This window comes from Microbacterium sp. UBA7513 (assembly GCF_002478345.1).
Taxonomy (GTDB): domain Bacteria; phylum Actinomycetota; class Actinomycetes; order Actinomycetales; family Microbacteriaceae; genus Microbacterium.
In genome coordinates, this window is record NZ_DLNJ01000016.1 from 29,925 (window position 1) to 43,675 (window position 13,751).

Here is a 13,751-nt window from a genome sequence, read left to right on the forward strand (position 1 = left end):
ATGGGACCATTTGCGCGATTCGGGCGGGTTACTCCTTGACGGCCCCGGCCGTCAGGCCCTGGACGATCCAGCGGCTGGCGAGGGCGAACATCACCATCGTCGGGAGGATCGTCAGCACGGCCGCGGCGCTCATGGAGCCCCAGTCGATGTTGAACGTCGAGATGAAGCCGTTCAGCGCCGAGGGCACGGTGCGGTTCGCGTCGGTGTTCATCAGCACGACCGACAGGAACAGCTCGTTCCAGCAGTTCACGAAGTTGAAGATGAACGCCGCGATGATGCCGGGGGTCATCACCGGCACGAGCACCCGGAACAGGGCGCCGAGACGCGAGCAGCCGTCGATCATCGCCGCCTCCTCCAGCGCGTCGGGCACGTTCTCGAAGAAGCCTCGCAGCATGACCGTGGAGAACGGGATGCAGATCGCGATGTAGACGAGGATGAGGCCCGGCTTGGTGTCGACGAGGCCGAGATCGGTCATCATCGAGTACAGCGGTCCGAGGGCGATGAACGCCGGGATCATCTGCGTCAACAGGAACGCGATGAGCACCGCCCCCTTGCCGCGGAACTCGAATCGCGCCAGCACGTAGGCGCTGAGCAGCGCGATGAGCGTCGCCACGGCGCCCGCCGACACCGCCACGATCGCCGAGTTCGCCAGGAACGTCCCGAACGAGCTCTTCTCGAACAGGCTCGTGAAGTTGTCCAGCGAGGGCTCGCTCGGCCAGTACTCGATCGGGAAGCGGTTGATGGTCCCCGGCGACTTGAACGCGGTGAGCGTGATCCAGTACAGCGGGAACAGCGTGACGAGCAGCCACAGCCCCAGGCCGACGACACGCGCCACGCCGCCCACCGTGACGCGGGGCCTGGGACGCGGGGCGGCTTTCGGGTCGGGCACCGTGATGCGACGGGTCTCCGTGACCGAGGAGCCGGTCCGGACGGATGAGGTGATGGTCATCGCTGCACTCTCCGCATCGCCATCAGGTAGAACGCGCAGAACACCATGAGGAACGCCACGACGATGAGCCCGATGGCGCTCGCGATGCCGTAGTTGCCCTGCTGCGTGTAGTTGATCATCCACGTCGTGATGATGTGGGTCTGGTTGGCCGGGCCGCCGTTCGTCATCGCGTAGATGATGTCGGGGAAGTTGAAGATCCAGATCACGCGCAGCAGGATCGTCAGCAGCAGCGTCATCGAGATGTAGGGGATGATGATCGAGAACAGCTGCCGCACCTTGCCGGCGCCGTCGAGGCTCGCCGCCTCCAGCATCTCGTCCGGCACCGACTGGAGAGCGGCCAGGATCATGATCGCGAAGAAGGTCACGCCGTACCAGATGTTCGCGACGATCACGGCGAACATCGCGAGCTTCGGGTCGGCCAGCCACGGCAGCGGGGCATCGATCAGACCGGCCTTCATGAGCAGGTCGTTGACGACGCCGAACTCGGCGTTGAACATCCAGCGGAACAGCATGCCGATGAGGAAGCCGGACACCGCCCACGGGAAGAAGACCAGCGCCTGGTAGAGGCCGCGGAAGCGGAACCGCTTGCGCAGGGCGAGGGCGATGAGGAACCCGATCACGAGCTGCGGCACGAGCGAGCCGACCACCCAGAGCACCGAGTTCCAGGCCACGGTCGGGAACGCCGGGTCGCGGAAGACGGCGAGGAAGTTGTCGAAGCCGACGAACGGCGTCGACGTGAGATCCCACAGGTTCCAGTCGTGGAACGCCATGCGGGCGCCCTGCAGCATCGGCCAGTAGGTGAACCAGCAGACGAAGACGATCGCGGGCGCGAGGAAGGCCAGCAGCGTGAGGGCGGTGCGGCCCCGGAAGGGGCGGCGACGCGATGCCGGGGAGGCCCCGCCGGCGGTGCCGACGGAGCCCCCTTCACGGATGGTGCGGGCCACGGATCAACCCTTCTCCGCGGCGTACTTCTCGGTCCAGAACGCGTCCCACGAGGCGAGGAGGTCCTTGGTGGACATGTTGCCGAGCAGCACGCTCTGCACGTCCTGGTCGGACTTCTGGATCCACTCGGTCCACCAGCTCACGCCGCGCGGCTGCCGCACGTTGACGTAGGTCTCCGGGTCCTCGGTCATGGTGACGTAGCTCGTCCAGGGGCCGGTGGAGTAGAACTCGTCGTCCGCGGCGGCCGCGATGATCGGGACGAGGCTGTTCGCCTGCGCGAACTCGGTGGCGGGCTCGGCGGACGACAGGAACTCGACGAGCTTCACCGCGGCCTCCTTGTGCTCGCTGTTCTCCGCGACACCCCAGCCGGCGACGGCGAGGGGCTGTGCGGCCTTGCCGGACGGGCCGACGAGCAGCGGCGCGGTGTCCCACTGGTCCTCGGTCAGCGAGGAGTCCTGCACCGTCGCGATGACCTCCGGGTCCTGCAGGAGGAAGGCCGTGGTGCCGTTCGTGAATCCGGCGACCATCTCGGGGTAGCCCCACGAGACGGCGGACGGCGGCGAGGCTTCCTTGAACAGGTCGAAGTAGTCGTCGACGGCCTCCTGCGCTTCGGGGGCGGCGAAGATCGTCGAGCCGTCCTCCATGAGGAACGCGTCCTCCGTGTCGAGGCCGTCGATCGTGTAGGCCTCGATCGCGGCGACGACGTTGCTGTTCGCGTTCTGACCGCCACGGAACGCGTACCCGTAGATGTTGTTCGACGGGTCCTGGATCGCCGACGCCTGCTCCAGCAGGTCCTTCCAGCTGTGCGGTGGGCCGTCGAAGCCGGCGTCCTCCACGAGGTCGGTGCGGTAGAAGAGCGACAGCCCGTAGAAGCCGTAGGGGACGAAGTAGCTCTTGCCGTCCTCCGCGACCGAGGCCGACTGCGCGTTCTCGGTCAGGGCGTCCCAGCCGTCCCACTTCTTCAGATCGGGACCGAGGTCGTAGAGCCAGCCGTTGTTCGCGAACGGCCCGACGGTGATGTCGCGCACCTCGAGCACGTCGACGCCCTTGCCGGACTGCAGCATCTGCTGGATCTTCTGGTCGGCCTGCTCGGTGGGCGGGGAGACCAGGGTGACGGTGATGTCGGGGTTGTCCTTCTCGAACTCGTCGAGCAGTCCGCGGAGCAGCTCGGTGCGCGCCGGGTTCGTCAGGCTCTCGACCATCTGGAGGGTGACGCTGCCGTCGCCGCCGGACGAGCCGGAGCCTCCGGAGCAGCCGGTGAGTGCGAGGACGGCGACGGTGCCGACTCCGGCTGCGGTCGTCAAGATCTTGTTCTTCACGATGTGCCTCTCGGTGGGGGTGGGTGGGTGTTCGGGTGGGTCGTGCGGGAGGTGATGCGGGTCAGGGGAGGATGAGGGCGTCCGCGGCGCGGATGCCGGCGCGGCGCAGGATCGCGGGGACGCAGCGCTCGACGAACGCCTCGATGTCGGACGCCTCGGTGTACAGGTGCGCGGAGAGGCGGAAGTAGCCGACGCCGCGGAAGCTGGTGAACGCGGTCTCCACGCCGACCTCGTCGAGGAGGTCCATGCGCAGCGCGTCGGCCTCCTCGCGGGTGGCGCCGAGGCCGAGCGGCAGCCGGATGAGCCGCATGGACGGCACCGGGGAGGGGAGCGGGGTCAGCGGATCCTCGTCGCTGAAGGGGCGCAGGGCTTCGGCGATGAGCTCGGCGCCGGCGTCGGCCCGTGCGGCCATGGCGTCGCGGGCGGCCTCCCATCCGAACTCGGCCTCGATGAACTCGATCGCGGTGGGGGTGGCGAGGTAGGTCGTCGCATCGATCGTGCCCTGGGTGTCGAAGCGCTCGGGGTACGGCTCGCGCGCGGCCCAGGAGTCGATCAGCGGCCAGAGCTCGTCGCGGTCGGGGGCGGTGGTGACGAGGAGGGCGGAGCCGCGAGGGGCGCAGGGCCACTTGTGCAGATTGCCGAACCACCAGTCGCCGCCGGCGACGGCCGCCGCGTCCGGGATGAGGCCGGGAGCGTGGGCGCCGTCGACGAGGGTGCGCACGCCGCGCTCGGCCGCGAGGTCGGCGAGGCGGCGGGTGGGCAGCAGGCGGGCGGTGGGCGAGGTGATCTGGTCGACGACGAGCAGCCGGGTGCGCGGGGTGAGCGCGTCGGCGAAGAGCTGCACGATCTCGTCGTCATCCGCGAGCAGGGGCAGGGCGACCGTGCGGACGGAGGCGCCGAAGCGTCGGGCGAGGCGCTCGGCGCCCATGGTGATGGCGCCGTAGCCCTGGTCGGTCACGAGGATCTCGTCGCCGCTGTCGAGCTGGAGGGCGTTGTAGACGACGGTGGCCGCGGCGGAGGCGTTGGGCACGAACACGCTGTCCTCCGCGCGCGCTCCGACGAACGGGGCCGTCCGCTGCCTGGCGTCCTGCACCCGCTCCGCGATCCGCGGGAACCACTCGACGGGGCTCAGGTCGGCGCGGCGGCGCAGCGCGTCCTGGTGGGCGACCACCACCGACGGCACGGCCCCGAACGACCCGTGGTTGAGGTGGATCACGGTCGGGTCGAGCGGCCAGGCGTCGCGCGCCCGCAGGCCGGAGTTCAGCGTGAGCGGAGCGGGGAACTGCGGAGCGGGCATCGGACCTCATCGATGAGTGGGGGCGAGTTGTTGCACAACTTTGCCACACGCCTTCACTTTTAGCTACGAAACCGGAGAGATGAAACATAGTTGTCATACGAGTTTGCGGCGACCGGTGTGTCCGACAGACTTCACGAGGGATGGGGGAGTGGCAGAGAGGATGACGATGAGCGCACTCGACACGGCGCTGCACGGCCTGCGGGCTCTCATCGCCGACGGTGCCCTGCGCCCCGGCGACCGGCTGCCGAGCGAGGGGGAGCTGTGCGAACGGCTCGGCGTCTCACGGGGATCGCTCCGCGAAGCCATCCGCACCCTCGCCGCACTGGGCGTGCTGGAGACGCGGCACGGCTCCGGCAGCTACGTCAGCGAGCTCCGCGCCGCCGACCTCATCGGCAGTCTCTCCCTCACGGTCGGACTGCTGCCGATGGCCGGGGTGCTGGAGCTGACGGAGCTCCGACGGGTGCTCGAGCCGCATGCGGCGGCGCTCGCCGCGGCCCGGATCGACGAGGACACGGTTGCCGCGCTCGACGCGGTGCTCACCGAGATCGAGTCGACGACGGACTTCGAGGCGCAGTCCCGCCTCGACCACGAGTTCCACATGGCCATCTCGTCGGTCGCGGGCAACGAGGCCCTGACGAGCCTGATCGACGTGCTGCGCTCCCGCTCCCGTGCGTACCGGATCTCCGACCCGGAGGATGCCGCGGAGCTCAAGATCCACTCCGACGCCGGCCACCGCGCCATCCTGCGCGGCCTCGCCGCCGCGGATCCCGTCGCGGCCTCGGCCGCCGCGTCCGCCCACGTCGCCTACACCGAGTACTGGGTGCGGCGGTACTCCGGCCTCTGACTCCCGTTCGAATCGCCCGATTGGTCCCATCCGGCGGCCGGATGGAGCCATTCAGGCGATTCGAACGGGGGTCAGCCGAGGTTGATGTCGACCTGGATCTCCGACGCGAGGCGCTCGAGGTCGGCACGCAGGGCGTCGAGGTCGACCGTCGGCGGGACCTTCGCGATCACCGACGCCTCGAACAGCCGCCCGCCGGCCATCGCGGCCTCCCGGGTCTCGGTCGTGAGCTCCTCGATGCTCAGGGCGTGCGCGTTCAGCACCGCCGACACCTCGCGCACGATCCCGGGGCGGTCGTTGCCGAGCACCTGCATCACGAGCAGCTGCTCCTCGTCCTCGGATGGCCCCGGCGTGCCGGTGAGCACCGAGAGCGTGAGCAGACCCTGGCCCTGGATCCCCCGAAGTGCGGTCTCGAGCTCCCCGGTGCGCTCCGTCGGCACGGACACCTCGATGACACCCGCGAACGTGCCGGCGAGCTCGGCGAGGGAACTGTTCTCCCAGTTGCCGCCATGGGCATCGACGACATCGGCGACGGCGGCCACCAGGCCCGGACGATCGGCACCCGCGACAGTGAGGATGAGTGTGGTCATGGGGTCAGCGTAACCCGAGGATCACTCCGCCCAGACCCCGGTCTCCAGGAACCGCTCCAGCCGCGCACGGTGCGGCGCGAGATCCCACCCCTGCTGTGCCACCCAGTCGTCCGAGTAGTACGTGCCGGCGTACCGCACACCGCTGTCGCAGATCAGGGTCACGACGCTGCCGGTCTCGCCCGCGGCACGCATCCGGGCGATGAGCTGGAACGCGCCGTAGAGGTTCGTGCCGGTGGAGCCGCCCGCCCAGTGCAGGGTGCGCTCGCGGAGGAGGCGGATCGCGGCGATGGAGCCCGCGTCCGGCACCTGGATCATCTCGTCGATCACGGACGGCACGAAGGAGGCCTCCACCCGCGGACGCCCGATGCCCTCGATGCGGCTCGGGCGTCCGGCGGGCGGGTCGACCGTGCCCGCCCAGCCGTCGTAGAAGGCCGAGCCCTCGGGGTCGACGACGGCGATCCGGGTGTCATGGCGGCGGTACTTCACGTAGCGGCCGAACGTGGCGCTGGTGCCCCCGGTGCCGGCGCCCGTGACGATCCAGCGGGGGATCGGATGCCGCTCCTGGGCGAGCTGGCCGAACACGCTGTCCGCGATGTTGTTGTTGCCGCGCCAGTCGGTCGCACGCTCCGCATAGGTGAACTGGTCGAGGTAGTGCCCGGTGCAGTCCGCCGCCAGGCGCTGCGCCTCGGGGGACATGTCCTCCGCGCGGTCCACGAAATGGCAGGTGCCGCCGTAGAACTCGATGAGGTCGATCTTCTCCTGCACCGTCGACCGGGGTACGACGGTGATGAAGGTCAGCCCCAGCATCCGGGCGAAGTAGGCCTCCGACACCGCGGTCGACCCGCTCGACGACTCCACGAGGGTGGTGTCCTCGTGGATGCGCCCGTTGACGAGCCCGTAGAGGAGGAGCGAGCGCGCGAGGCGGTGCTTGAGCGAGCCGGTCGGGTGCACCGACTCGTCCTTGAGGTAGAGGTCGATGCCCCACTCCGGCGGCAGCGGGAAAAGGTGCAGGTGCGTGTCGGCGCTGCGGTTGGCATCTGCTTCCAGCAGGGCGATCGCGGTGCTGGTCCAGTCGCTCATGCCCTTGAGCGTACCGGGGCCGGGGTCAGCCCACCGTGCCCGCGGGGGAGGCGCCGCCCGATCCGTCCACGTGCATCAGCGACGCCTGGGACTGCTCCTGCTGGAGCTGGAACTCGAAGCGCGAGCGGTCGCCACGGTGATACGCGATGAAGTACTCGATCGGCAGCCCGTCCTCACTGCGGCTGATGCTGCGCAGGCGGAGGAGGGCGGAGCCGGCACTCACACCGAGATGCTGGGCCTGCTCGTGCGTGGCGACCGTCGCCTCGGCGGAGCGGACGCCGTGCGTGGCGATGATGCCGTGGTCGGCGAGCAGCCGGTACAGCGACGCCTCGGTGAGGTCGGCGCCGAGCGTCACCGCGCCCACCGCCTCCGGCATCCACGTGGTGGAGAGCGACCAGGGCTCGCCGTCGACGTGCCGCAGTCGCTCTAGCACGATCACCGGCGATCCGACCGGCACCTCCAGGGCCAGGGCGACCTCCTCGTCGGCGACGGTCTGCTCGTGCCGGAGGACGTCGCTGTGCACGTGGCCGCCGCGCCGCTCGACGTCGTCGTACAGCCCGACGAGCGTGTGCACGAGACTCTCGCTCGTGCGCGGGCGGGAGACGAAGGTGCCCTTGCCCTTCACCCGCTCGACGAGTCCCTCGTGCTCGAGCTGGGCGAGCGCCTGGCGCACGACCGTGCGGGAGATGCCGTAGCGCTCGCACAGCCGGTGCTCGCCGGGAAGAGGGTCGCCCGGCTGCAGACCGTCGCGGGCGATGCCGTCGATGATGAGCTGCCGGAGCTGGTCGTACATCGGCGCCGCGCTGTGGCGGTCGATCGCATCCTCGATGAGGGACATCAGTACGCCACCCCCGCGTGCAGGATCACGTTCGCGTACGGCGTGAACTCCCCCGAGCGCACGAAGGCGCGGGCTGCGTGCGTGCGCTGCTTGAACTCGACGTGCGGGACGAGCTCGATCTCGAACTCCGCATCGGCGAAGCGCTCGCGCAGGGCGTCCAGCACCTCCGGGCTCTTCTCGGCGACCTCGGCCGACACCGTCGCCCCCTCGACCACGAGCTCCGCGAGCACCGTGTCGAGCACGTCGAGGAAGGCGGGGGCACCGGGACGGTAGGCGAGGTCGATGCGCTCGGAGCCCGGCGGGATCGGCAGCCCGGCGTCGGTCACGACGATCAGATCGGTGTGCCCGGTCTCGCTGATGACGCGGGAGAGCGCCGGGTTGATCGTGGTCGAGGTCTTGCGCATCGTGTGCTCCTGGTTCAGTTCGCGACGGCGGCCGCGGTGCGCGCGGCGAGGAAGGCCTCGACGTCGGCGCGGTGGGGGAGGCTCGGCGAGGCCCCCTGCTTCGTGACGGTGAGGGCGCCCGCGGCAGTCGCCAGCCGCACCGCGTCGGTGAGGGCCGCTCCACTCGCGAGCGCGGCACCGAGGTAGCCGGCATAGGCATCGCCCGCGGCGGTGGTGTCGACGGCCTCCACGGGGAACGGCGGGACGACGGTGGCCCCCTCGGCGGTGACGACGCACGACCCCTGCCCGGCCAGGGTGATGACCGCGGCGCCCACGCCCTGCTCCAGGAACCAGTGCCCGGCGCGCTCGGCGGAGGCGGCGTCGGTCACCTCGATGCCGCTGATGAGCGACGCCTCGGTCTCGTTCGGGGTGACGATGTCGATGCTCCGCCAGATCTCCGGTGCCAGCTCCGCCGCCGGTGCCGGATCGAGGATCACGGTCATCCCGTGCTCGCGACCGCGCGCGGTGATGTGGGCGGTCAGGGCGGACGGGGTCTCGAGCTGGGTGAGCAGGACGGAGGTCGTCGGGGCGAGAGCCGCGAGGGCCTCGTCGATCTGCGCCGTGCTGAGGGCGGCGTTGGCGAGCGGCACCATGACGATGTCGTTCTGCGCGGAGGCATCGACACGGATGTGCGCGATGCCGGTCGGGCCCGGCACGGTGCGCAGGTGCGCCAGGTCGACGCCGGCCGCGGTGAGCCCGTCCACCACGAGGTCGTGGAACAGGTCGTCGCCGACGCAGCCGACGAAGCTCGTGCGGGCTCCGGAGCGCCCGGCCGCGACGGCCTGGTTCGCGCCCTTGCCGCCGAGCATCAGCGTGAACTCGTCGCCGAGGATGGTCTCGCCGCGGGCGGGAAGCCGCTGGGAGAAGGTCGTGACGTCGGCCGTCACGCTGCCGACGATGACGACGCCGGAGCGGTCGCCGGGGTGTGCGGGTGTCATCTCGCTCCTGATCCTCCTCGACAGCGCGGGACTCCCGTCCTTTGACAAGGTTCGGGAGCTGTCATTACATTAGCCGAAGCCCCACCTGTAACGACAGGTTGCCCGCGAGGAGACCCCGATGACCGCGATCGCGCCCCGCCTGTACGTCGACAGCGCCGACACCGACCGTGTCTCGCGGCTCCTCTCCGCCGGGGTGGTGCACGGCGTGACGACGAACCCCACGATCCTCGAACGCGGCGGGCGGACGGCGGCGGAGATCCCCGACCTCTATGCCCGCTGGGTGGACGAGGGCGCACGGGAGGTGTTCTTCCAGACGTGGGGTGGCGACACGGACTCCTTCCTCCGGAACGCGGAGGGCATCCGTGCGCTCGGCGACCGGGTGGCGGTCAAGGTGCCCGCGACCGCAGCCGGTTTCGCGGCGGCTTCCGCCCTCGTCCGGGATGGGGCCACAGTCCTCGTCACGGCGGTCTACTCGGTCGCGCAGGCGCTCGCGTGCGCCTCGATCGGCGCCCAGTACATCGCGCCCTACCTCGGGCGCATGCGCGACGCGGGCATGGACGGCGACGCGCTCATCGCCCGGATGCAGGAGATGTGCGCGGGCAGCGACGCCAACGTCCTCGCCGCCTCCCTGCGCTCGGCCGACGACATCACGGGGCTCCGCGCGGCCGGCATCCCGTATTTCACCGCCGCGCCCGACGTGCTCGACGAGCTGCTGTTCCACGAGGTGAGCGACAGCTCGGCGGCGGAGTTCGACGCCGCGATGCAGCGCCTCGGGGCCTGACGGCTCAGGCCGACGCGGCCTGTCGCAGCCACCGCTCGACACCCGCGATGTGGGCCGTGGCGAGGGAGGTCGCCAGTGCCGAGTCGCGCTGGACGATGGCATCGGCGATGGCGCGGTGCTCCGACAGGGTGCGCTCCACGGCGCCGCCCTCCGTGAGACCCCGCCACACGCGCGCCCGGACCGTCTGGCTGCTCAGGTGCTCGATGAGGCTCGCGAGGTAGGCGTTGCCCGCCATGCCCACGATCTCGCGGTGGAAGCGGATGTCGTGATCGACGAGCTCCTCGATCCCGACGGACGCGTCGACGGCCTCCACCTCCTCCTGCAGGGCCGCGATCGCCTCATCCGTGCCGAGGGTCGCCGCGAGACCGGTGGCCTGCGATTCGAGCATCCGGCGAACGGCGAACATCTCCAGCATCGAGTCGTCGTCGTGCATGTCCACGACGAACGCGATCGCCTCCAGCAGGAGGTGCGGCTCCAGGCTCGTGACATAGGTGCCGTCGCCGCGCCGCACGTCGAGGACGCGGATGACCTCCAGCGCCTTGACCGCCTCGCGCATGGAGTTGCGGGAGAGGCCGAGACGCTCGGACAGCTCCTTCTCCGGGGGCAGGCGATCGCCGGGGGCCAGTTCGCCCGACACGATCATCGCCTTGATCTTCTCGATCGCCTCGTCCGTGACTGCCATGGCGCTCATCCTCGCACAACATCCGATGTCTGCGGCAGGATGGGGACATGCGCATCCTCGACTCGCACCTGCACCTGTGGGACCCGGAAGCCCTCGGGTACACGTGGCTCGAAGGGCCGCTCGCGGGGCGCTTCGGCGCCGACGAGCTCGAGCGTGCGCGGGTGGAGCGGGCGACGGACGAGCGGGCCGTGTTCGTGCAGGCCGAGACCACCGAGGACGACTTCCTCGCGGAGGTGCGGTGGGTGGCCGGGCAGGCGGAGCGCCTCGGGGTGGTCGGCATCGTCGCCGGCGCTCGGCTCGACCGCGGGACCGACACCACGGTGCACCTGGAGAGTCTCACCGCGGAGCCCCTGGTGGTCGGGGTGCGTCACCTCCTGCAGGGGGAGCCGGACGGCGTGATGCTCTCGTCGGCCTTCATCTCCGGAGCCCGGGAGGTTGCGGCGCACGGGTGGACCTTCGACGCGTGCGTGCGGGCGGGGCAGCTCCCCGACGTCGCACGACTGTCGGGCGCGATCCCCGAGCTGCGGATCGTGCTCGACCACCTGGGTAAGCCGGAGGTCGGGACGGCTTCTGCTCCGCGCGCGCCCTCGGTGGAGTGGGAGCGCGACCTCGCCGAGCTCGCGCGACACCCCGGGGTGTTCTGCAAGGTGTCCGGACTGCCCGCAGAGGCCGGAGGGGACTGGAGCCTCGCGCAGCTCGAACCCTTCCTCGACACCGCGGCCGACGTCTTCGGTCCCGAGCGCCTGATGTGGGGGAGTGACTGGCCCGTGTCGGCGGTCGGTCCCGCGGAGCCGGGTGATCAGCACCCTCCCGCCGACGGTGCGCCGCTGTATCAGCCGTCCGCCCGCAGCCGCTGGGCCGACGCCGTGGCGACGTGGGCCTCCTCCCGCGGCATCGATCACGACGCCCTCTTCCACGCCACCGCCACCTCCGTCTACTCCCCCTAACCCCCCCCCTTCGTCCCCCACCCCCCACCCCCTTTCGCGGGGAGTGCAATATGCCACCTCCGGAGCCCCGTCCGGGCCCGTTTCTGATCCCGGCCGGATGGGTGCCGTAACGCTCACGGTCGTCCCGCCGGGGCCCCGTGTGGCATGCGGGATGGGAAACGGTCCGCGGCAGCCGCATCGAGGAGCGATTCTGATCCCGCCCGCGCGGGGTGCCCGTGTGCGGGATCAGAAAGGGGCGTGCGTGGCGGGGTGGGGGAGCGGGATTGATCCCGAACGGCGGGGGCTTGCGGGGAGCGTGCGGCGTGCGGGATGAGGGGGGCGGAACGGCGGGACGGGACGGGGACGGCCCGGGGTCTCGCGGGGAGACACCGGGCCGTCGGGAAGATCGGGTCACTCGGGGCGGAGGCGGAGCTGCGCCATCCCCCCGTCGACCTCGATGAAGGTGCCCGTGGTGGAGCCCGCGGCGGGGCTCACGAGGTAGGCCACGGCGGCGGCGACCTCGTCCGGGCTCACCAGGCGTCCGTGGGGCTGTCGTGCCTCCAACGCGGCCCGCTCTGCGGCGGGGTCGGCCGCGGAGTCGAGCAGTCGTCCGACCCAGGGCGTGTCCGCCGTGCCGGGGTTGACCGCATTGACGCGGATGCCCTCACGCAGGTGGTCGGCGGCCATCGCGCGGGTCAGGGCCGACACGGCGCCCTTCGACGCGGAGTACAGCGCCCGCTGCGGGAGCCCGGTGGTCGACGCGATCGAGGCCGTGTTGCACACCGCGGCGGCCGGGGACTTCCGCAGCCAGGGCAGTGCCGCCGACGTCACCCGCGCGATGCCGGTGACGTTGATGGAGAGGACGCGCGCCCACTCGTCGTCGTCGTTCGCGGCGATGTCGCCCTGTGCACCGATGCCGGCGTTGTTGACGACGATGTCGATGCGGCCGAAGCGCTCGGCGACGGCGGCCACGGCGGCGTCCACGCTCGCGCGGTCGGAGACGTCGGCGGTGAACGCGGCGAAGCGCTCGTCGGCGTGGGTGGTGTCGCGGTCGAGGACCGCGACGGTGACGCCGTCCGCGTGCAGACGGTCGGCGATCGCCGCGCCGATGCCGGAGGCGCCACCGGTGACGATGGCCACGAGGCCTTCCGTGCCGGCGTCGGGTCCCTGAGCCTGTCGAAGGGTCACTTCTCTGCCTCCCATGCGATGAAGTCCTGGCGCTGACGGCCGAGGCCGTCGATCTCGATCTCGACCACGTCGCCCGCGCTGAGGTAGGGGTATTTGCCGGACAGGGCCACGCCCTGCGGGGTGCCGGTGAGGATCAGGTCACCGGGCTCGAGCGTCACGTACTGCGACAGGTGGTGCACGATCTGCTCGACCGTGAAGATCATGTCGCTCGTGTTCGAGTCCTGTCGCGGCTCGCCGTTCACGAAGCTGCGGAGGCCGAGCGCCTGGTGGTCGACCTCGTCGGGCGTGACCAGCCACGGACCCGTGGGGTTGAAGCCGAAGGCGATCTTGCCCTTCGACCACTGCCCGCCGGAGACCGCCATCTGGAAGTCGCGCTCCGACACGTCGTTCGCGGCGACGAAGCCGGCGACGTGCGCCATCGACTCCTCCGGGGAGTCGAGGTACGCGGTGCGGGTGCCGATGACGATGCCGAGCTCGACCTCCCAGTCGGTCTTCTCGCTCCCGCGCGGGATGGTCACGGCGTCGTTCGGGCCGACGACGGTGTTGGGGGTCTTGAGGAAGATGATGGGGATGGTCGGCGGCTCCGACCCCGACTCCGCGGCGTGGGCGGCGTAGTTCATGCCGATGCAGATCACCGCGCTCGGGCGGGCGATCGGGGCGCCGATGCGCATCGTCGCGGCGTCCGGCAGCTCGGAGAGCTCCCCGGCGTCGCGGGCGGCGGCGACGCGGGAAACGAAGTCTCCCGCAAGGAAGTCGCCGTTGACATCGGATGTCACCGGGCGGAGGTCGAGGTAGCGGTCACCCTCCAGGAGGACGGGGATCTCCGCCCCCGGGGTGCCGAGCCGCGCGAACTTCATGATTCTCCTGATCGTTCGGGAGGCCGCTGCTCAGCGGCCGGTCTCGTTGACAGTATAGACATCGGATGTTTACACTCCAA

General features: G+C 70.6%; 15 protein-coding genes. 3 read left to right on the forward strand and 12 right to left on the reverse strand.

Annotated features, from left to right (window positions below):
• Positions 1-28: 28 nt before the first annotated feature.
• The 4 genes from B2W79_RS08555 to B2W79_RS08570 all read right to left on the reverse strand — a co-directional run bounded on the left by B2W79_RS08555 (position 29) and on the right by B2W79_RS08570 (position 4,507).
• Complete coding sequence (locus B2W79_RS08555; protein ID WP_292788619.1) at positions 29-949, reverse strand: carbohydrate ABC transporter permease; 921 nt, start codon at positions 947-949, stop codon at positions 29-31.
• Complete coding sequence (locus tag B2W79_RS08560) at positions 946-1,893, reverse strand: carbohydrate ABC transporter permease (protein WP_025105358.1); 948 nt, start codon at positions 1,891-1,893, stop codon at positions 946-948. Before B2W79_RS08560 ends, B2W79_RS08555 begins: the two co-directional genes overlap by 4 nt.
• 3 nt (positions 1,894-1,896) lie before the next feature.
• On the reverse strand, positions 1,897-3,210 hold the full coding sequence (locus B2W79_RS08565) for an ABC transporter substrate-binding protein (protein WP_292788621.1): 1,314 nt from the start codon (positions 3,208-3,210) through the stop codon (positions 1,897-1,899).
• Positions 3,211-3,271: 61 nt separating this feature from the next.
• Positions 3,272-4,507, reverse strand: coding sequence for an aminotransferase class V-fold PLP-dependent enzyme (locus B2W79_RS08570; protein WP_292788623.1), 1,236 nt, complete (start codon positions 4,505-4,507; stop codon positions 3,272-3,274).
• A gap of 166 nt (positions 4,508-4,673) precedes the next feature.
• On the opposite strand from B2W79_RS08570, the gene B2W79_RS08575 reads away from it, so the two are divergent.
• Positions 4,674-5,351, forward strand: coding sequence for a FadR/GntR family transcriptional regulator (locus B2W79_RS08575; protein ID WP_102209425.1), 678 nt, complete (start codon positions 4,674-4,676; stop codon positions 5,349-5,351).
• Between the two features lie 71 nt (positions 5,352-5,422).
• On the opposite strand, the gene B2W79_RS08580 is transcribed toward B2W79_RS08575, so the two are convergent.
• Genes B2W79_RS08580 through B2W79_RS08600 form a run of 5 tightly spaced genes read right to left on the reverse strand, consistent with a single transcriptional unit; the run spans position 5,423 to position 9,237 of the window.
• On the reverse strand, positions 5,423-5,938 hold the full coding sequence (locus tag B2W79_RS08580; RefSeq protein ID WP_062637081.1) for a glycine cleavage system protein R: 516 nt from the start codon (positions 5,936-5,938) through the stop codon (positions 5,423-5,425).
• A gap of 21 nt (positions 5,939-5,959) precedes the next feature.
• Positions 5,960-7,018 carry a PLP-dependent cysteine synthase family protein gene (locus B2W79_RS08585; RefSeq protein WP_071329188.1) on the reverse strand — a complete coding sequence of 353 codons (1,059 nt, stop codon included), beginning with the start codon at positions 7,016-7,018 and terminating at the stop codon, positions 5,960-5,962.
• A 25-nt stretch (positions 7,019-7,043) separates the two neighbouring features.
• The gene (locus B2W79_RS08590; protein ID WP_025105364.1) at positions 7,044-7,856 is read right to left on the reverse strand and encodes a GntR family transcriptional regulator; all 813 of its coding nucleotides are present in this window, start codon (positions 7,854-7,856) and stop codon (positions 7,044-7,046) included.
• Positions 7,856-8,260, reverse strand: a complete 405-nt coding sequence (rbsD, locus tag B2W79_RS08595; protein ID WP_071329187.1) for a D-ribose pyranase — start codon at positions 8,258-8,260, stop codon at positions 7,856-7,858. Before rbsD ends, B2W79_RS08590 begins: the two co-directional genes overlap by 1 nt.
• Before the next feature lie 14 nt (positions 8,261-8,274).
• Positions 8,275-9,237, reverse strand: coding sequence for a ribokinase (locus B2W79_RS08600; protein WP_292788628.1), 963 nt, complete (start codon positions 9,235-9,237; stop codon positions 8,275-8,277).
• Between the two features lie 118 nt (positions 9,238-9,355).
• Here B2W79_RS08600 and B2W79_RS08605 point away from each other — a divergent pair, with 118 nt between their 5' ends.
• Complete coding sequence (locus B2W79_RS08605) at positions 9,356-10,018, forward strand: transaldolase family protein (protein WP_292788630.1); 663 nt, start codon at positions 9,356-9,358, stop codon at positions 10,016-10,018.
• Between the two features lie 4 nt (positions 10,019-10,022).
• On the opposite strand, the gene B2W79_RS08610 is transcribed toward B2W79_RS08605, so the two are convergent.
• Entirely contained in the window at positions 10,023-10,700 is a 678-nt protein-coding gene (locus tag B2W79_RS08610; protein ID WP_292788632.1) for a FadR/GntR family transcriptional regulator, read from the reverse strand.
• Positions 10,701-10,747: 47 nt separating this feature from the next.
• Here B2W79_RS08610 and B2W79_RS08615 point away from each other — a divergent pair, with 47 nt between their 5' ends.
• Complete coding sequence (locus tag B2W79_RS08615; protein ID WP_292788634.1) at positions 10,748-11,647, forward strand: amidohydrolase family protein; 900 nt, start codon at positions 10,748-10,750, stop codon at positions 11,645-11,647.
• Positions 11,648-12,037: 390 nt separating this feature from the next.
• Here B2W79_RS08615 and B2W79_RS08620 read toward each other — a convergent pair whose 3' ends face one another.
• Together B2W79_RS08620 and B2W79_RS08625 are read right to left on the reverse strand one after the other, a co-directional pair.
• On the reverse strand, positions 12,038-12,814 hold the full coding sequence (locus B2W79_RS08620) for an SDR family NAD(P)-dependent oxidoreductase (RefSeq protein ID WP_292788636.1): 777 nt from the start codon (positions 12,812-12,814) through the stop codon (positions 12,038-12,040).
• Positions 12,811-13,671, reverse strand: coding sequence for a fumarylacetoacetate hydrolase family protein (locus tag B2W79_RS08625; RefSeq protein ID WP_071329183.1), 861 nt, complete (start codon positions 13,669-13,671; stop codon positions 12,811-12,813). The genes B2W79_RS08620 and B2W79_RS08625 overlap by 4 nt, the downstream gene beginning before the upstream one ends.
• Between the last annotated feature and the right edge of the window lie 80 nt (positions 13,672-13,751).

Excerpts from the sequence above, each read along its gene's own strand:
- B2W79_RS08600 (WP_292788628.1), bottom strand. The coding sequence starts at position 9,237 with ATGACACCCGCACACCCCGGCGACCGCTCCGGCGTCGTCATCGTCGGC.
- B2W79_RS08590 (WP_025105364.1), bottom strand. The coding sequence starts at position 7,856 with ATGTCCCTCATCGAGGATGCGATCGACCGCCACAGCGCGGCGCCGATG.
- B2W79_RS08605 (WP_292788630.1), top strand. The coding sequence starts at position 9,356 with ATGACCGCGATCGCGCCCCGCCTGTACGTCGACAGCGCCGACACCGAC.
- B2W79_RS08625 (WP_071329183.1), bottom strand. The coding sequence starts at position 13,671 with ATGAAGTTCGCGCGGCTCGGCACCCCGGGGGCGGAGATCCCCGTCCTC.
- B2W79_RS08570 (WP_292788623.1), bottom strand. The coding sequence starts at position 4,507 with ATGCCCGCTCCGCAGTTCCCCGCTCCGCTCACGCTGAACTCCGGCCTG.
- rbsD (WP_071329187.1), bottom strand. The coding sequence starts at position 8,260 with ATGCGCAAGACCTCGACCACGATCAACCCGGCGCTCTCCCGCGTCATC.
- B2W79_RS08555 (WP_292788619.1), bottom strand. The coding sequence starts at position 949 with ATGACCATCACCTCATCCGTCCGGACCGGCTCCTCGGTCACGGAGACC.
- B2W79_RS08580 (WP_062637081.1), bottom strand. The coding sequence starts at position 5,938 with ATGACCACACTCATCCTCACTGTCGCGGGTGCCGATCGTCCGGGCCTG.
- B2W79_RS08585 (WP_071329188.1), bottom strand. The coding sequence starts at position 7,018 with ATGAGCGACTGGACCAGCACCGCGATCGCCCTGCTGGAAGCAGATGCC.
- B2W79_RS08615 (WP_292788634.1), top strand. The coding sequence starts at position 10,748 with ATGCGCATCCTCGACTCGCACCTGCACCTGTGGGACCCGGAAGCCCTC.
- B2W79_RS08575 (WP_102209425.1), top strand. The coding sequence starts at position 4,674 with ATGAGCGCACTCGACACGGCGCTGCACGGCCTGCGGGCTCTCATCGCC.
- B2W79_RS08610 (WP_292788632.1), bottom strand. The coding sequence starts at position 10,700 with ATGGCAGTCACGGACGAGGCGATCGAGAAGATCAAGGCGATGATCGTG.